Annotated in this window: 4 protein-coding genes; 1 reads left to right on the top strand and 3 read right to left on the bottom strand. The window is 75.4% G+C overall.

All coding sequences use genetic code 11. The features are described from left to right. Nucleotides 1-62 precede the first annotated feature (62 nt). Complete coding sequence (locus ACG2DA_RS05275; protein ID WP_395254427.1) at nucleotides 63-1,637, top strand: hypothetical protein; 1,575 nt, start codon at nucleotides 63-65, stop codon at nucleotides 1,635-1,637. Between the two features lie 16 nt (nucleotides 1,638-1,653). Here the strand turns inward: ACG2DA_RS05275 and ACG2DA_RS05270 are convergent, their stop codons facing one another. The 3 genes from ACG2DA_RS05270 to ACG2DA_RS05260 form a co-directional block, all read right to left on the bottom strand. Then, nucleotides 1,654-10,695: a tetratricopeptide repeat protein gene (locus ACG2DA_RS05270; protein ID WP_395254426.1), complete on the bottom strand. Its 9,042-nt coding sequence runs from the start codon at nucleotides 10,693-10,695 to the stop codon at nucleotides 1,654-1,656. Between the two features lie 129 nt (nucleotides 10,696-10,824). Next, nucleotides 10,825-16,536, bottom strand: coding sequence for an autotransporter domain-containing protein (locus tag ACG2DA_RS05265; protein ID WP_395254425.1), 5,712 nt, complete (start codon nucleotides 16,534-16,536; stop codon nucleotides 10,825-10,827). A gap of 176 nt (nucleotides 16,537-16,712) precedes the next feature. Continuing rightward, nucleotides 16,713-18,872, bottom strand: a complete 2,160-nt coding sequence (locus tag ACG2DA_RS05260; protein ID WP_395254424.1) for a serine hydrolase — start codon at nucleotides 18,870-18,872, stop codon at nucleotides 16,713-16,715. Nucleotides 18,873-19,142 lie beyond the last annotated feature (270 nt).

Raw genomic sequence — 19,142 nt, 5'->3', positions numbered from 1 at the left:
CCCATTGGCGACCGCAACCGCGGTACAATCCGCCGGTCCGCCCCCCCTCCCGGCCCGCACCGATGACCGACCGCGCCCCGTCGTCCGCCCCCGCCGGCGCCGTTGCGAACGACGCGATCGCCGGGCCGCTGGCCCGGGTTCGCACCCGGCAACGCCTCGCCCGGGCCGGCCGCTGGGCCGCCTGGGGGCTGGTCCCCTCGGCCGTCGTCGGGGCGACGCTGGGCGTGTTGAACGTCACCGGGGCCGCGACGATCCCCCCGTGGGCGGCGCTCGCGGCGCTGGCCGCCGGGCCGGTTCTCGGCGGGCTGGCCGGGCTGCTGTGGACCAGCGGCCTGCACCGGGCCGCCGCGGCGGTGGACGCCCACTACGACCTGAAGGACCGGGCGACGACGGCCCTTGCCTGGTCGAAGACCGATTCCCCCTGGGCCGCCCTGCAACGCTCCGACGCCGCGGAGCGGCTGAAGACGATCGAACCGGCCGCGGTGGTGCCCTTTCGGCCGGGTCGGCGGTTGGCGGTCGGCTCGCTGGCGGTCGCCGCGGTGGTCGGACTCGCCCTCTTCCCCGCCCCCCGCCAGGCGTCCGCGGACGTCGCCGGTCCGAACGAAGACCTGCTGGCCATCGCCGCGGACGTGGAGGCCCAGATCGACGAACTGGAGGAGGAGATCGCCGAGCAGTCCACGCCGGAGCTGGAGGAACTCATTGAGGAACTCCGCGAACGCGTCGAACAGATGAAGGAGCCGACCGCCGACGCCCGCGAGGTGCTGGCGGAGCTGTCCCGGATGGAGGAGTCGATCCGTCAGCGGACCGACGAGAGCGGCGCCGCGGTGACGGCCAACCTGCAGGCGCTCGCCGCGGCGATGGAGGCCGCCGAGGCCCTGCGGCCCGCCGCCGAGGCCCTCAAGCAGGAGGACTTCGAACAAGCCGCCCAAATGCTGGAGGAGGCCGCCCCCGCCGACGCCCCCCGCCGGGAGCGGAAAGCCGCCGCCGAGCGGATGCGGAAGGCCGCCGGGGCGATGTCCGCGGCCGGGCTGAGCCGGATGTCGCAGGCCACCGAGCAGACGGCCGACGGCATGAACGAGGGGAACGCCGCCAAGGCCTCCAACGGGGCGAAATCGCTTGCCAAACAGATGAAGCAGGCCGCGACCCGCCAGAAGCTGAACCGGGCCCTCCGCCGCCAGCTCGACCGGCTGGGCGAGTGCAAGGGGCAGTGCGCCGCCTGCATGTCGCCCGGCGACAGCGAGGGGAACGGTTCCAGCGCCGGACGGGGGCAGGGCAACGGCAACAGCTTGGCCCGCGGTCAGGGGAACCGCTCCGACTCCCCCTCGAACAACTTCGGGATGAAGGACGCCGGCAACGTGAACGACCCGGCCTCCCTGCTGAACGGCAACCGCACGCAGGAGGAGGTCACCGGCGTCGCCGGCGACGGTCCCAGCGATTACGAGACCTCCAAAAGCCCCGAGGGCCGCGAAACCGCCCGCCGCGGCTACGCGGAGCGGTACTCCGAGTACCAGAAACGCTCCGAGGAAGTCCTCGAAAACGAGGCGATCCCGCTGGGCCACCGCCGCCTGATCCGCGATTACTTCGAGGCGATCCGCCCCACCGCCGCCGACCGGGCGGCGCTGGACGCGGCGGAGTGACGGCGGCGGACGGGGTTCAGTCGTCTGCCGCGGCTTGCGCCTCCTCCGCGAGCGTCCCCGCCGCCGCCGGCAGGGCGCCGTAGCCGACGACGTCCTTTTTCTGACGGGCGTACTCGGCCATCCGCTGAAGCTCCGCGGCGAGTTCCCCGGTCGCCCCCGTCGCCGGAGCCCGCAGCGCCGCCTGCGCGAGCAGCAGATTCGTCCGGAAGGCCCGTCGGGCGGTCTTGCCCAACGCGGAGCGGTGGGCGAGTTGCTTCTTCATCGCGGCGCGGTACTCCCGTTCGGCGTCCTCCCGCACCCGCACGGCGGCGGCGAGGGCGGCCGGGACGTCGGTCGGCGCCCCGACGAGCAACCGCAGCGTGTGGGCGCGGACCGCGTCCAGGTCCGGCGGTACCACGTCGCCGTCCTCGCCCGCCTGCTCGGGGTCGCGTTCCTCCGGCGGGGCCGCCGCCCGGGCCGCGTCCGCGGCGTCGAGGGCCGCGACCAACTCGTCGACCCGCCCCGCCTCCTTCGCCGTCCGGGCCAGGGCGACGGACAGCCCCGTCACCGGCCGCACCGCCGCGGCGCTCCTCTCCGCCGCGGGTTCGTCGGCCCCGTCCGCGACGGCGCCGTCGGCGGGCTTCGTCTCCGGCGTCGCCTCCAAACCGCGGACCGTGCCGGGGGGCAGACCGTCAGGGGCGACGGTCCACTTCAACAGGGCGTCGAACCGCCGATCGGCGGGGGCCGTCTCCAGCGCCGCGAGCAACTGGGGAACCGTCTCGTCCGGGGCGATCAGTTCGTCGGTGCGGCCGTCGTCCGGCAGGCGGAGGAGTTCGTCGAGCCGCTCCAGGGCGAACAGCCCCGCCCCGGCCCGGGCCGACTCCTTGACCGCGGCCGCGAGGGCCGACCGCGTGGACCAGCGACTCCCGCTGCGGTCGTCCCGCAGCGACTCCGACACCGACCGGGCGAGGTAGCGCTCCGCGGCCTCGGCGTCGCCGGCCCGGTAGGAGACGCGGGCCATCAGCGGCAGGAAGTTGCGCGGCGGCCCCTCCGTGGAAAAGTTCTCGGCGCCGGCGATCAGGGCGGCGGAGGCCGCGGGCAGGGCGACCTCCGCGTGCAGGGCCGGCAACGCGGCGTGCAGGGCCGCCACCGCGTCGGGGCCGCCCAGTTCAGCGCGGCGGGCGAGTTCTTCGAGGGCCGCGGCGGCGGCTTCCTCATCCCCCTCGGCGACCGCCAGCCGGGCTTTGATGAGAGACGCCGCAGACGCGGCGGCGGTGCGGCCCGCCGTCCGCTCCCGCAGCGCCGCGGCGGCGTCCGCCCGGAGGGTCCATTCGATCAGCGGGCCGACCGCGTCCCGGGGAACGGCGCTCGGTTCGGGGTCCGGCAGGCCGGCGGCGTAGGGGAAGGCCTCCGTCGGCCGGGACGCCGGGAGGACGACCTCCCGCAGCGTCGCCGCGACGGCCGCGGGATCCGCCTCGGCCTGCGTCCACTGCTCCGACAGCGTCCGCAGGAACCCGGCGATCTCCGTGTCGGAGAGCGGTTCGCCCCCCTCCTCCGCGGGCGCCGCGGCGGCGACGCTGCCCCCAAAGATCCCGCCGCCACCGCCGCCCGTGGCGGTCATGAACCCCGAGGAAAAGCCGAGGTGAACCGTCTGAGCCGCCGGCATCCCGCCGGTTCCTGTTCCGCCGCCCAGCGGGGGGCCGCCGCCGAGGGTTTCCCGCACGGCCCGCAGGCTGAGGTCGGTCAGGCCCTTCTCCGCGGCGAGTTGGGCCAACCGCAGCGCCCGCCGGGCCCGCGGACCGGTGGTGACGGGAACCGACGGGGGGGCGTCCGGGTCGTCGAGCGCCGCGAGGGCGGCGATCAGCAACGCTCCCCGCACCCCGACCGCGCCCCCGCCGGGCGCGGCGCCGGGGGTGAGAGCGGCGCCGGATTCGCCCGGCGGCGGGGCGTCGGCATCCCCGGAGAGGTCCCGGCCGAGCAGATCGCCCAGCAGAGCCGTCCAATGGGCTTCGGCGGCGGCCCGGTCGCCGCGGTCGAGGGCGGCCCGGCCGGCGGAGATCCGCAGCGCCACCAGCCAGGTTCGCGGCAGGGCGTCGGCGGCGGCGAGGGCGGCGTCGGTCAGAGCCCGACCGTCCTCCGCCGTCGCCGCGTGCCGCGTCGCCTCCGTCCCGACCAACCACCAGGTTCCCACGGCCGCGGGCTCCGGGGCGTCCGACGCCGATCGGGCGAGGCGGAGCGCCGCCGTCACGGAGGGCGCCGCGGCCTGCGGGGCGTCCGCGTCGAAGGCCAGCAGGGCCGCGGCCGCGTGCAGGGAGAGGTCGTCCGGCCGCAGTTCGATCGCCTCAGCGAGCAGCCCCCGCACCGCCGCGGCCCGCTCCTGCGGAGAGGGTTCCTCGGCGGACGGCTCCGGCGCGTCGGGCCCCGGGGCGTCGGGCGCCGTCGGCGGGGCGTCGAAGGCTGAAACGTCGGCCGCCTCGGCCATCTCCTCGGCGTCCTCCACGTCCTCCGTCGCCACGTTCGACCCGTCGGCGGCGGGGCTCACGAGAGCGTCGAGCAGGTGGCTGGCGATCGCGGCGTCCTCCAGGTCGTCCCCGCCGTCGGTCGCGGCGACGAACAGGTCCAGCGTCGGCCCGGGTTCCAACGGGTTGTCCGCGGCAAGCGCCGCCCGATCCGCCTCCAACCGAGTTCTCAGCAGGCCGGCGACGTCCCCGGCCGTCACCGCCTTGCGCACTTCGGCGACGGCCTCGTTGAGCTCCCGCAGTTCCCAACTCGTCCCCGGGATGCCGCCCCGCGTCGCCTCGTCCACGGCGCCGTCCAGCACGCGGAGGGCGTCAAGCGGGCGGCCGATCTCCGCCAACCGGCGGCCGATCTGGGTGCGTTCCTGCACGACCCGCTGGGCGAGGTAGCGGGGGTTCTGCTGGAAGACACCCCGGTTCGGCGCCGACTCCTCCGGCGGGTCGAACGCCTGCTCGAGCAACAGTGCGCGGGCTTCGTCCATCCGCTCCGCCTTGATGAGCAGGTCGATCAACCGGCGGCGGGGGGAGTAGTTGTAGCCGTTGCCGGACCACGGCGTGGTCGCCCCGACGGCGACGACCCGCTCCATCAGGGCGAGGGCGAGGTCGGCCAGTTCCTCGTCGCGGTCCAGCTCGATGCTGAGCGCCCACAAGGCCAGGCCGGGCGGGGCTTCGTCCTGCGGCAGGGCCCGCAGCGCCTCGACCTGCTCCCGGGCGGCGTCGGCGTCGCCGGCGGCGGCGCGGACCGCGGCGAGCACCAGCCGGCCCGGCTGCCAGTCCGGCGCCGCCTCGCGTTCCCGCTCAATGCGGGCCGTCAGCTCCTCCAGGGCGCCCCGCTCCTTCGCGGCCTCCAGCGTGCGGTGCAGACGGGTGATCGGGCCGTTGTTCCAGGACCGCGTCTCGCTCAACCGGTCCCAGTCTGCCCGCCCGCCGCCGGGGCCGGCTGCGGCGTCGCTCGTCAGCAGGCGCTCCACGGCGTAGTCGTACACGCCGTCGGCGCCCATCAAGGCGTTGCCCTCAGCCCGGGCGAACAGTTCCTCGCGGAGGTCCGGGTGGCGTTCCCACAACTCCTCGAAGGCGGCGACGGCGACCTCTTTGGCGTCGGAGTCGTTCGCCCCCTGTTGGAGCAGGTAGGTCGTCATCTGACGGTAGGGGCCCCAGTCGGCGGGGTTCGTCCGGCCGACGGCCGCCATCAACTCCGCCGTCCGGTCGACTCGTTTGAAGGTCTGGAAGAGCTGCCCCACGTTTCCGCCGACCGCCTGCGGGTCCGCTTTCAGGGCCTTGAGGTAGAAGTCGGCGGCGGCCGCGGAGTCGTTCCGGGCGAGGGCCGATTCTGCGGCGGCGACCAGGGCGGCGGGATCGCTCCCCGCGGGGCCGGCGGAGCGGAGCAGTTCGACCGCCTCGTCCCTCCGGCCGGCGTCGTTCAGCACGGCGACCAGTTCGTCGCGGACCGTCCTGGCGTTCGGATTGCGCTCCAGCTTCGCCCGCAGGTCGGCGAGGACCGGTTCAAGTTCGCCCAACGCCTGCAGAGTCCGCACGGCCTCTTCGCGGGCCGTCTCGGTCTGCCGCTGGGCGGCGGTGCGGCCGCGGTTCGGCGGGAGGTTCACGGGACGGAACCGCGTCAGCACGGCGCGGGCAATCTCCGCGGCGGCGGCGTCCTCCCCGCGGAGGCGGTGCGTGACCATCAGCCCGCTGAGGGTCTGCGCATCATTCCCCGCGGACCGCCGCATCCGGGCCAGCACGGCGGCGGCCTTCTCGCCCATCCCCAGCCGCTGCATCGTCCGGGCCAATTCGAGCTGTTCCTCGGCGCTCAGTCGCAGGCCGAACAGCCGGTCCGCGGCGGCCCGGGCCCGGTCGAGGTCCCCGGCCCCGGCGGCGGTCCGCAGGGCGAGCAGTTCCCGCTGGCGGAGTTCGTCCGGGTCGGTCGGCTCCACGGCGTCCAGCAGGGCGAGGCCGGCGGCGGCGTCGCCGCGATCGGCCTTCGCCGCCGCCACGACCCGCCGCAGGTTGCCGTCGTCCGGCGACAGGGCCAGCGCCGCCTCCAACGACCCCACCGCCGCCTCCGGATCGCCCGCCCACGCCTCCAGGCAGGCGAGCCGCAGCAGCTCCCGCCCCCGGGCGGCGCCCTCCGTCGTCTCGACCCGCGACTCCAGATGGGCCAGCAGCGGGGCGACCCGCTCCGCCGGGGCGGATTCGGGCGTGGACTCGTCAGGGTCGGACGCGTCCTGTTCCCCGTCGTCGTCCCCGTCCCGCAGCGGAGCGAGCAGGTTCGGTTGGGCGAGCCACATCGTTTGGGAACGCAGCAGCGCGACCTGCTCGTCCTCGATCGGCAGCGCCGGTGGGGGGAAGCCCGACTCGGTGATGTACCGGGCGAACCCGCCGTTCCCCTGCGGGACCCAGACGGCCAGGCGGCGTCCGGCGTCGACGGCGGTTCCGGCGCCGCCCGCGGGGTTCCTCTGCGCTCCCGTCGGAGCGGCGGCGGCGGTCTCGGCGTGGAGGTCGAGCAGTCGGAACGCCTCCTCCAGATCGCCTGCCGCGGTGCGGTCGGCGGCGAGTTGGACCAGCACGTTCGTCGGCGGCAGGGCGGCGGCCCGCCGCTCCGGCGGCAGGGCACGGGCCTTGTCCAGCAGGGCGGCGAGGTCCTGCGGGCGCCCCGGCGCGTTCCCGGGGCGGTTGGCGCCGCTGAGCAACTGGGCCGCCGCCCGGATTTCCTGCGGCTCGTCGGCCTCCGCCACGATCGCCGCGACGCGTTCCCGGACCCGCTCCGTCTCACCGGCCCGCTCCAGTTCGGCGAGCAACAACCCCTCGCCCATCGCGGCGTACCCGACCCCGACGCCCGCTTCTTCCTCGGCGGTCAGCCGGGCCGTTGCCCGTTCCAGCAGGTCCAGTTCCTCGGCGGAGAGCGGTTCGAAGTCCTCCGTCGGCTGCGAATAGAGCCGGGCCCGCAGCGTGTTGAGGTACGCCATCGACGCCGCCAGGCCGGCGTCGGAGCGGCCCGCCAGCGCGGCGGTCAGCCGCCGGACCGTCTCCGCCGCGTTCGTTCGCACCGCTCGCGGGAGCGGCCTCCCGTTCGTCCGTTGGCTGAGGGTCGTCAGGTGGTAGGCGTCCCACAGCGCCCGCTCCGCGGGGTCGGGGTTCGGGGCCGGGGCGTCGTCGGCCGGGGCGTCGGAGTCGTCCCGCAGATCGACGCCCGCCTCGGCGAACACCCGACGGGCAAAGGCGTCGTCCCGCGACGCCAGCCACGTCGCCGCGAGCAGACGGGCCACGCCGTAGTCCTCCGGATCGAACCGCGGCGTGCCGGACGCGACGCTCCGCAACGAGTCGAGGAGATTCAGCTGCGCCAGGCCGGGAAGAACCTCCCGCTCGCGCAGCATCTCCCGGGGGACGCGCGGCCGGGCCGGGCCCGCGGACGTGCGGCCCGTGCTGCCGGCCCGGCGGGATCGGGTCCGCGCCGCGGCGGCCTGTGCGGCGGCGCTGGGGGCGTCGGCGGGCAGGTCCAGGTCCCACACCCGTCGCAGGGCCGCGTCGGCGATTCGGAGACGCGCCTCGCCGTCCAGCGCCTCGTCCCGGGGCCGCAGGGGGGGAAGGTCCAGCGAAGACGGGTGCGTCGTCAGTTCGTCGTCGTCCGCGGCGACGGCGGCGAGGGCCAGGCGGGTCAGCAGTTCCCAGTCGTCGCCGTCGCGGGCCAGGCCGGCGTCGGCCAGGCGGAAGGCGACGCCCTCCCGGCCGGCGGCCAGCAGGCGGTCGATCGCCCGCACCCGCTCCGCCGGGTCCGTCTGCCCGCTGAGCAGTTCGAGGAAGAACGGCTCCGCCTCCGCGTCGTTCCCGGCGGCGGTCAGCAGGCCGGCCAGCCGCATCCGTTCCGCCGGGGCGTCGCCCAGTTCGACCACCCGCCGCTGAAAGCCGATCGCGTCCTCCAAGTCGCCCGCGGTCTCCGCCAGCGTGGCGAGGCGAGCCAGCAGGGCGGCGTCCCGCGGATCGCGGGCCAGCAGCGGTTCGAGCGTCGCCCGGGCCGCGGCGGCGTCGTCCACGGCAAGGTGGGCCTCGGCGAGCAGCAGCGCCGTCTCCCGGTCCGGCCCCTCCCCCGCCCCGCCGAACCCGGCCCCGCCGGCCCCGCGATCGCCGGAGGCGAGGCGTTCCAGCTTCTCCAGGAACGGGTCGAACCGCCCCTGCCGCTGGGCCAGCGCCGCCAGTCGCCGCACCACGATCGCTTTGTCGTCGAATCCGTCCACGGCCACGAACGCCCGCCAGAGCAATTCGACCGCCTCGTCGGTGCGGAAGCGGTCGGCGAGAGCGTCGGCGAGGGCCAGCAGCGGGCCGGCGTCGCGGGTCGCAGTGCGGGCAGCCCGGCGAAGGGCGTCGAACCCGGCGTCCTCGTCCCCCGTGCGGAAGGCGACGCGGGAGAGGAACGACAGCGCCTCCGGGTTGCCGGGGGCCCCGGCGACGACCTCGCGGGCCGTTCGCATCGCCTCCGCCCGCTGCCCGAGCCGGAGCTGCAATTCCGCGACGCGCATTAGATGTTCGGCCCGGCGGGGGCGGTCGGCGTCCGCGAGGCGGCGGGCGGCGGCGATCGCGTCGGTCAGGCGGCCGGCCCGCTCCTGCAACTCCGAGAGCGTCGCCAGCGCCGTCACGTCCCGCGGGGTCAGGGCCGCCGCCCGCTCCGCCGCCTCGGCCGCCCCGGCGGCGTCGCCGGCGGCGTCGCGGTAGAGGGCCAGCCGCAGGTGGGCGTCGGCGTCCTCCGGGTTCGCCTCGACTTTGCCTTCCAACTCCCCGATGCGGCTCTCCAGCCGGTCGGCGGCCTCGTCGGCGTCGATCGCGGCGTTCAGGGCCGCCCGGCGTTCCTCCGCCGTCACGGCCAGCGCCTCCGCCTTGGCGATCTGGGCCTCGGCGGCGTCGTCCCGGCCGGCCCGGCTGAACAACTCCGCGAACCGCATCCGGTCGGCGAACTCCAGCGCCCCGGCGGCGGGATCGTCCGACCCCGCTTCCTCCGCGTCGAGAGCGTCCGCCTCCGCGGCGGCGGCGGCGGCCCGTTCGTCGTAGCCGAAGCCGCCCAGCACCTCCGAGAGTCGGGCGAGCGTCTTCACCCCGCGGTTCTCTCCGGCGGCCAGCTCGTTCCAGACGGCCACCGCCTCCTCCGATTCACCCAGCACGTGCAGGTATTCGCCGAGGTACTCCCGGTAGCGGGGGTCCTCCGGGGCGAGCTCCACCGCCCGGCGGTACAGCGCCTTGGCGCCCTCGGCGTCGCCGGCCTGCCGCAGCCAGTCGGCGACCCGCGTCACGGCAATCGGGTCCTCGCCCCGCTCCGCCAACAACCGTTCCCAGACGGCTTTCGCCTTCGCCAGCCGCTGCTCGTCGGGGAGCGACGGGTCGCTGAGGAACACGGCCCCCCAGTCGCGGAGGGTGTCGGCGTCGCCGGGGGTCTGTTCGTTCAGAACCTCGAACTGCTCCGCGGCGGCGGCGTACTCCCCGGCCCGCAGCAGTTGGGAGATCAGCGCCCGCCGCAGCCGCCCGTCGCCGGGGGCCTTCTCGACGGCCCGCTCCAGCCACCGGCGGGCCTCGGCGTCGCGGTTCTGGCGGTCCAGCAGTTCGCCCAGCCGGGACATCGCGGCGACATCCTCCGGGCGCTCCTCCAGCCAGCCCTCGTAGTAGGCGGTGAGGCCGGCGAGGTCGTCGGTGCGGAGGAAGGACCGCTCGATGCCGCTCCGCACCTCACGGTACAGCCAGCTGTCCGGGTTGAGGTTCGCCAGTAGCTCCTCGAAGTCCTCGACCGCCTCGTCGGTGCGGCCGAGGCGGACCTTTAGTCCCGCTGCCTTCAGGCCGAAGGCGATGCGGCGGTAGTCGTCGGTCGTCTCCGCCGCGAGGGCCTCGTAGCGGGCGAGGGCGGCGTCGAAGTTGCCTTCGGCTTCGAGCACCGCGGCGATCTGCTCCCGCACGGCGTCGTCGCCGGGGAATTGCTCGGTCAGCCGGTCCCAGACGGCGGCGGCCTCCTCGGCCTGGCCCCCGCGGGTCAGCGCCCGGCCCAGGCCGGCGAGTAGGTCCGGCAGATCGCGGCGGGCCGGGTCGCGGGCCAGCGCCGCCTCGTAGGCCGCCGCCGCCTCGCCCGGGCGGCCGGCCAACGCCAGCGTCTCGGCGAGGCGGGCGCGGGGGTTCGGATCGTCCGGCGCCCGCTCGGCGGCGGCTTCGAACGCGGCGATCGCGGCGTCGTCGTTGCCCCGCCGGGCTTCGATCAGCCCCAGGATCGCCGGGGCGGCGGCGTCCTCTGCGTCCTGCTTCATCCGCTCCCGCAGGTCGTCCGTCAGCGCGGCCAACTCGCCGCGCTCGGCGTAAAAGGCGTAGGCCCGATCCAGCGCCGTGCCGGGGCGGGGGTTGCGTTCGAGCAGGGAGAGGAACCGCTCGGCGATCTGCCGTTCCCGGGCGATCTCCGGCGATTCCTCCGCGGGTTCCGCGGCGGGCGGCGGGTCGTCCTGCCGGGCCAACGCTGCGGGGGCGAGCAGGCCGACGAGCAGGGCCGCAAACAGTCGGCCGGGCGAACGACGTCGCGGCGCCGGGAGAGGGGCGGAAGCCATGCCGGAGCGTTCCGTGGGAGGCGTGCGGAGCGCCGCCGAATCCGCCGACGGCGATCCGTCATCGTCAACCGCCGCCCCCGCCCTGTCCACCGCCGCCGGAGCCCCCGGCCCGCGTTCGCCGGCCGGGGTTCAGAACGCCACTTCGAGCCGGGCGTCGCCGGCGTGCAGCACGGACTGTTCGGTCAGCCCGGCCCGGTAGGCCGCTGTGAACCGCACCGGCCCCTCGCCGATCGCCAGACCGGGGCCGAGGACCAGACGGTCGGCGCCGAAGTCCGTCCCGCGGACGACGAACGCCGAGCCCGGCGCCGCGACGAACGCCGCCCGGCGGTCGGCCGTCGCGGCGGCGCTGAGGTCGCGGCTGAGGAAGGCGTCCAGCGTGAGGCTCGCCGGCACGGGCGTCGGCAGGGCGAGGGCCCCGCGGGCGCCGATCCGAACCCGCAGCTCGGACAGCGCCCCCTCCTCCACCGCCAACGCGGTGACGCCGCCGGTCTCGGCGAAGCCGTCCTGTTCCGACCGCACGAACCGCAGGCCGATCAGCGGCGCCCAGGCCAGCTCAGCCCCCGTTCCGATCGAGCCGTCGAACAGCCAGCCGGCCTCCGCGTCCGCCGCGGCGAGGGCGCCGCCGAAATCCGCGGAGAGGGCGTCCCGAACCGGCAGGTTCGCGTTCTCCACGACGACCGTCCGGCGAGCGTCGGTCTCGGTGAACCCGACGAATCCGGCGGCGCTGACGTACGCCCGCCCCGCGGACGCCGCGGCGCTGAGGCCTACACGGTGCGCGTCAGTCGAGGCCTGGGAGCGGACCGCCTCCAGCCGGGTCGTCAGCGATTCGTAGCCGTAGAACGCCCCAAGCTCCGCCCGCGGCCCGGTCGTGCCGAACGACCGCGTCAGCCCCACCGCCGTGCCGACCGACGAGAGTCCCACCGCCGCGGCGTTGCCGTCGCCGGCGATCCGGCCGCCGGCGCCGAGCGTTTCGATCCAGCCCCGCAGCCCCGCGTGATCGGCGAAGGCGGCGTGCCGTTCGCCGCAGCGCCGGCAGAGGTAGGGCAGCCCGCAGGCCGGGGCCCGCACGGAATCGAGAAACAGCAGCGAACCTCGGTTCGTCGCCGTGAGGTGGGCGGCGTACAGCTCCCCGCTCAGCTGGGACAGGGCCGAGCGGACCGCGGCGTCCGTCGGCAGGGTGTCGAGGGCGTCCCGCAGCGGGCCGATTGCCGCGACGTTCGCCCCCCCGCCGTTCGACGCCGCGTCCAGCGCCCCGGCGACGGCCGTCTGGTTCGTCGTGCGCCCCAGCGGGGCGAGGGCGCCGTCCCGGCCGACGGCCAGCCCCAGCGAGTTCGCGGTGACGACCGGCACGAACCGCAGCCCGGGCAGCGGTTCGACCACCGTCGGCAGCGCCCGCACCGTCAGGCCGCCGCCGGCGGTCAGCACGTCGTACCGCGTGCCGACGGCGAAGTCGGCCGAGGGACCGAAGGGGAGCGCGTTCAGCGTGCCCCCGTCCAGAACCGCGGCGCCGCGGACGGCGATGCGGTCGTAGTCCACCCCGGCGACGGGCGCGGCGCCGGGGGGCGTGGCGACGAGTTCGATGTCGAAAATCGTCGTCGGGGCGAAGGTCGCGGCGCCCGCGATCGTCATCACGCCGGGGCTGTTGCCGGGGGCGATGCGGCCGCGGACCGTCAGGCCGTCGCCGCCGGTCGTGTGCAGCGTGCCGGCCCCGGCGAGCGTGCCGTTCTCGTCAATCACGAGCGACGGCGCCGCCAACGCCCCGTCCAGTTGCACGTGCGAGTCGAACAGCGAGGCCCCGGCGAGCCGGAAATCCCCGCCGGCGACGACGGTCAGGTCGCTGTTTTCGTGAGCGTCGAACGAGTCCGCGGTGACGAGCCCGCCGTCGATCGTCAGGGCCCCGCCGGCGGCGAGGGCGACGGCGTCGGCGGCGACGGCCCCGCGGCCGGTCGCGTCGCCCAGCACGGTCAGCTCCCCGGCGATCGACAGGTCGCCGACGGCGAGGGCGCCCGTGTTCGTCACCGTCACCGCCCCGCCCTGCTCCACGGAGAGCGCCTCCCGCGGGCTGTCCGCGGCGAAGTCGGTCGCGGTGCGGGCCTCGCCGGAGACGGTCAGCGTTCCGCCGTCGCGCACCGTCACGGCGCCCAGGGCGGCGGCGCCGTCGACGGTCAGCGATTGGGCAAACAGCGCGCCCGCCGGTCGGGCGGTCGCCGCGGCGACGCTGTCCGGGGGGGCGGTTCCCAGCTCGACCCCGGCGCCGACGGTCAGGGCGCCGCTCTGCCGGATGTGCACGGCGTCCGCAAACAGGCGGCCGGCGGCCGTCACGGCGACGGTTCCGTCGACCGTCAGGCCGCGGGAGTGGCTGTCGAACAGGGCGCTCCACGCGGCGCCGGTCGTCGTCAGGCCGGCGACGGTCAGGGTCGAATCGGCTCCGACGAAGGTTTCGAATAGCCCGGCGGAGCCGTGCACCGTCAGCGCCCCGCCGCCCTCCAGCCGCGTGCCGCGGGGTTCGGGGCCGGTCTCGTCGCCAAACAGGTGCAGGAAGCCCCCGTCGGCGACGGTGACCTGGGCGCCGCCGGTTACGGTGAAGGTCTCGGCTTCGAAGGCGTCGCCCACGGTTGCCGTCGTGGCGGCGCCGTCGAACAGGACGGCCCCGGTGAAGTCCGCCTCGCCCCCGAAGGTCGCGGCGCCGCCGGTCATCGTCAGGCCGACGGGGTCCGGGCCGGCCCCGTGCAGCCAGCCGGAGGAGGCCGTCGTCAGCGTGCCGCCGGTCACGACGAGCGTTTCGCTCAGTCCCAGTTCCCCCGCCAGATCGAACGCCCCGGCGGTGGAGAGGGCCGAGGCGAACAGCGAACCGTCCTCGGTCACGGTCACGGCGCCGGCCTCGCCGAGAGTGAAGGCGTGCAGCGGGCGGGCGGAGTCGTCGTAGTCGTCCCGGGTCGAGGCGCCGCGGGCGACGATCAGGGAGCCGCCGAGCACCTGGGTGGCGGACAGGCCGGCGGAGTCGTTCAGCGTGAGCGTGCCGCCGGCGACCGTCGTACCGCCCGCGACGGCGAGCCGCTCGCCGGTCAGGCTCCCGCCGGACACGACCAAGCGGCCGAAGGCGGCGGTTCCCTCCCAGGAGGACGCGCCGTCGGCGAACGTCGCGTCGCCGGCCACCTCCAGAGACTGCCGGGACTCCAGCGTGCCGCCGGCGACGGTCAGCGCGTCGAGGCTCGCCGTGCCGTGGAACAGGGCGTCGCCGGCCTGCAGCAGCACGGCCCCGGCGGTCAGGGCGCCGGTCTCCTCGATCCGCAGAGTCCCCGCGTTCTGCAGGACGCCGGTTTGCAGCAGGCCGCCCGCGGCGAGGGTTCCGTCGGACAGCACCGTCGCGGCGCCGAGTTGGGCGGAGCTGTCGACGGTCAGCGTGCCGCCCGTCGTCCCGTCGCCGATCCGCGTGGAATCGACGGTCAGTTGGCCCTCGACGGCGACCGTGCCGCCCCGCTCCACGGCGAGGGCGCCGGCGGTCAGCGAGCCGCCGCCGCGGACGTGGACCAGCCCGCCGTCGACCGTGAGGGCCAGCGGGGTCTCGCTGGCGAGGAGGTTCGAATCGGTCTCCGCCTCCCCCTCGACGTGCAGCGCCCCGCCGGAGACGGTCGTGGCGCCGAGGGCGGCCCGGCCGGACAGCGTGACGGATCCGCCCTCGATCCGCGTCGCGTCGTTCACCTGAAGCTCCGCCCCGTCCGCGGCCGTGACGGTCCCCGCGGCGACGGCGAGACGATCGACGGTCGCCGCCCCGTCCAGGGCCAGGGCGCCCCCGTTCGTCGTCAGGTCCTCAACCGTCGCGGTCCCGCGGAACGCGGCGTCGCCGGCCTCCAACAGGAAGGAGTCGAAGTCGGCGGTCCCGTGGAGCGCGGCCGTGCCGCCGCGCAGCGTCACGGCGTCTGCGGTGATGGAAGTCGCGCCGTCGGCGTCGAGCCGCCCCTCGGTGACGAGGTCCGCGACCGTCAACTGTCCCGCCCCGGACAGGTCGACGGCGCCGCCGGCGTGCACGGTGAGGTCTCGCAGGACGCCGAGGGCGTTGCGGGTGTCGGCGGTCCCGGTCACGCCGAGGCTGGCGCGGGCCCGCAGCAGGGTTTCGCCCAGGGAGGCCGTGCCGTCGACCCGCACGCCGGAGTCCTCCTCGTCGCCGTCGGCCCCGATCACGGTTCGCTCGCGGACGTGCAACGCCCCGTCGGCGGCGCCGTCGGTCCTGGCGTCCACGGCGACGAGAGCGCCGCCGGAAACGGTCAGTTCGTCCGCCTCCAACCGCCCGTCCTGGGCGACGGTCAGCGAGGAAAACGGCCCGGCGGCGGAGACGGCGCCCTCGACCTCCGCGGCGCCGGCGATCGTGGCGGCGGCCGCGTCGCGGACCTGCAGGCCGTCGGCGTGGAACGTGCCGCCGGTCACGTGCAGTTCCGCCCCGGCCCCGGAGACGGCCGCGTCGCCGTGCAGGAGCGTCGTCCCGCCGAGGTTCGCCGTGCCGTCCGTCACCGACAGCGAGGCCGCCTCGAAACGGCCGGCCGGTTCGAGGGTGAACGTCGCGTCGGAGACGGTCGCGGCCCGTTCGACCGTCAGGGCGCCCTCCGCGGTGAAGGTCGAACCGGTCACGGCGAGGCGTTCGAACGCCGCGGCGGAGCCGCCGTGCAGCATCGTGGCGCCGGAGGACGTCACGGCGTCCGCCTCGACCCAGCCGCCGTCGAACAGATCGAAGGTTCCGGCGGAGGCGAGGTCCCCGGTGACGAGCGTCCCGTAGACGGCCAGCGCCCCGTCGGCATTGGCGACGGAGGAGGCGGTCAACCGGCCGGAGCCCGGGGCGTCGAACGCCCCGACCGACAGCGTGCCGCCGTCCGTGAGGCTCACCGCCCCGGCGGTGGCCGCCCCGCCGGCCGCGATCGTGAACTGCGTGTCGGCGCCGGCGACGGTCACGCCGCCGTCCGCGTCCGCGGTTCCGCCGACCGTCAGCAGGGCGCCGTCGGACAGGTCGAATCGCCGGCCGGCGAGGCGCCCGGCGGCCGACACCAGGATCTGCGTCCCGGCGTTCCGGGCCCGGACGGCGCCGCCGGCGGTCGCGGCCCCGCCGACGTGAAACTCCCCGCCCCCGAAGAGGTCGAAGTCGCCCACGACCGACCGCACCGCCCCGTTCGAGAAAACGGCCAGCCGACCGCCGGCCAGCGTCACGTTGCCGACGTCCGCGATCAGGCGACCGTCGACGTCCGCGGCGCCGCCGGACTCGAAGCGGACCCCGCCGGCGGTCCGCACCGTGCCCGCGGTGGCGACCGCCATCCCGCCGCCGTGCACCAGCACGCCGGCGGCCGCGTCGACGTCGCCGTGCGTCTCCAACACGCTGTCGTGGCCGAATTCCAGTTGCCCGTCGACCGCAACCGACCCGGTGTCGGCCACATGGAGGGAACCGCCGGCCAGCGAGGCAAGGTCGCCGCCGACGTTCAGGCGGCCGTCAATTTGAGCGACGCTCCAGTTTTCGAAGTCCAGCCGCGCGTCGAACCGGCCGCCTTTTTCAATATCGATCTCGCCCAGGTTGCGGACGTAGGTCGCGGTGAGGAAGCCGGGACTCCCGCCGGAGGAGCCCCTCACCGTGAGCAGCGCCTCGTCGGAGCCGCTCGGGGCCTGCACCGTGACCCGATCGACCGTCTCCGCCGAGTCGACCACCCAGTGGACGCCGGCCGGCACGGTCTGATCGGCCGCCCGGCCCGTCGCCGCGGAGAGCCCGGCGAGAAGGCAGAGCCCCCCCAGCGCCAGACGGCCGCCCCCCCGACGGGGGCGGCGGTCGGCGGGGCGAGCGGGCGGGGGGGCGGGTTCGGGCATCCGTGCCGATGTGGGGCGCTGACGCGAGGGCGGGGCGCCGGCGCGACGCCGTCGTCCTCCCTCGGCTCCCACCCTTTCGGCCCCGAACGATCCCCGGGATGAGGACGATCGGACCGAATCCGCAAAAGTTTTCGCCCCGCCCAACCGACGAGCGCCCCCTGCCGACGGCTCACCGACTACGGCTTCGCAGGAAACTCGCTGACGACCTGCCGCAACCGCACGTCGCCGCTGACGGGCTTGCCGGCGACGACGTCCGCCTCCCGGAAAGTCGCCGTGAGGATCTGCCGGGCCCCGGTGCGGCTGCGGTCGTAGATCACGCGGATCAACCCGTCGTCGGTCTGCTGACCGTCCGGGTAGGAGACGCCGCTCCGCTCGTCCAGTAACAGGCCGCCGGTCCAGGTTTCCCCGTCGTCGTCGGACAGAAACGCCGTGAGGTGCGAGCGGCCGGTGCGTTCGTCAATCGGCCCGTGCTTGACCAGCAACAGCTTGCCGGAGGCCAGCCGCCGGACGAAGAAGCGGGCGCTGGGGTGGGCGATCCGCGAGGGGGTCAGGTCCGGCCAGGTGCGGCCGCGGTCGGTCGAGACGCTCTCGCCGATGCCGTAGTTCGTCCGCACCAGCATCCAGAGGGAGCCGTCGGCGCGTTCGACCAGCATGTGCTCGTCGAAGGACCGGTCCTCCGCCGGCACGTGACAGGCGCCGCGGAGGGTCCAGGTTGCGCCCTCGTCCGCGGAGACGATCAACCGGGCGCTGTCGTCGGTCTTTCGCCAGGTGGAGGCCGGCAGGACCCATTCGCCGGTGGAGAGCACGGTCGGCTTGCACATCATGATTCCGTCCGTGAGCCGGCGGGGTTCGCTCCAGGTCGGCCGGGCGGCGTCCGGTTCGTCCGTGTGCACGCACCAGACGCCGGCGACCGTGCCGTCGTGGCCTTCCGCCTGGGCCCAGAAGACGTACAGCCGGCCGTTCGGGGCGAGCCACAACTCCGGGTCGAAGGCCCGCACCGGACCGGGGCCGTCGGGGTCGATCACCAGCGTTTCCTCCCAGGTCGCCCCGTCGTCGCCGCTGGTGGAGAGGACGACGTAGTTGTTCCGGTCCTCGCCCGGCGTCGGCCCGGCGTACCAGTTCGCCCACTGCCGCCCGCCGGGGGCGACCGCCAGGCTAGGGATGCCCTGAAACTTGCGGCTCGACAGGGCGTGGACCGACTCCTCCGGCGGCCCGACGTGCCGCGGCGGGGCGAGAAACGGCTCGGCGGCGGCTTGGAGCTCGGTCAGCGCGGCCTTCAACTCGGCCGCCGCCGCGGGGTTCGCCGGCAGGGGCTCGTCACGCAGGGCCGGCAGGATGTGCTGCCAGACCAGATCGAGCTGCGTTTGCAGGGTCCGAGTCTTCGCCGTCATCACGACGACGGCGTCCTCCTCCGGCAGCACGACGCAGAACTGCCCGTCCTTGCCGTCGCCCCGGTAGGCGCCGTGCCGGCAGCGCCAGAACTGAAAGCCGTAGCCCTGCCGCCAGTCCGGATTGCCGGCGCTGGGGGCCTCGTCGTTGTCCACCTGCTTGGACGTCGCCTGTTCGACCCACTCCGCCGGCACGAGTTGCCGACCGTTCCACTCGCCCTTTTGCAGGAGGAGTTGGCCGAACTTGGCGACGTCCTCCGTCGTCAAAAACAGCCCGTAACCGCCGATCGACTCCCCCTGCGGGCTCTGGTCCCACCGCGGTTTCTCAATACCCAGCGGCTCGAACAGGCGCGACTGGAGGTAGTCCCGCACCGTCTGCCCGGTCGTCTTCTGCACGATCGCCGAGACCATATACGTCGCCGGCGTGTTGTAGCGGAACGTCGTGCCCGGCTCGTGCGGCACGGGGTGGGCGAGGAGCTGCCGGACCCACACGCCGTCCGGCGTCAGTTTCGGCTCGGTCTCGTGCCCGGCGGACATCGTCAGCAGATCGCGAACCCGCATCGCCCGCAGGTTCGCCGACGGCTCGGCGGGGGCCGCGTCGGGGAAGAAACCGAGGACCTTGTCGTCGAGGGCGAACTTCCCGTCCGCGATCGCCAGCCCGGCCGCAGTGGAGGTGAAGCTCTTGCTGAGCGACCAAAGCACGTGCGGCTTCTCCGGACCCTCCTCGCCCCACCAGCCCTCCGCGACGACCTGGCCGTGCCGGAGCAGCATGAAACTGTGCATTTCGTCGACCTGGGCGTCCGCGGCCTCCACGAAGGCCCGCACGCCGGCCGAGTCGACCCCCTGGGCCTCCGGCGAACTCCGCGGCAGCGCCGTCTCGGCGGCGAGGGCCGGACCGGCCGCCCACGACGACCAACAGAACAGCAGGGGGGCGACGAAGCGGAGCACGGCGGAGCGTCTTCAGGGGGCGGAACCGTCGCCGCCGCCGACGCCCCCGGCTCGGCCCGTCCCGAACGAAAGCGTGCCGGCGGCCGGCGATCGCGACCGCCAGCCGACCTTCCGGAGACGGTTCCGGCCATCCTCCCGCCGGCTCGCCGCGACTGTCAACCAGTCCGATCCGGCCCCGCCGGGCCGCCCCGGGCAGGTTCCCGGCCGCCGCCCGTCAGTCCCCCGCCGCGGACGGCACGAGGACGGGGGCGAGGCGGCCGATGGGTCGGC

This window comes from Alienimonas sp. DA493 (assembly GCF_043951915.1).
Taxonomy (GTDB): Bacteria; Planctomycetota; Planctomycetia; order Planctomycetales; family Planctomycetaceae; genus Alienimonas.
The sequence above is the reverse complement of the archived record's forward strand: the minus strand, read 5'-3'. Positions and strand labels throughout refer to the sequence as shown.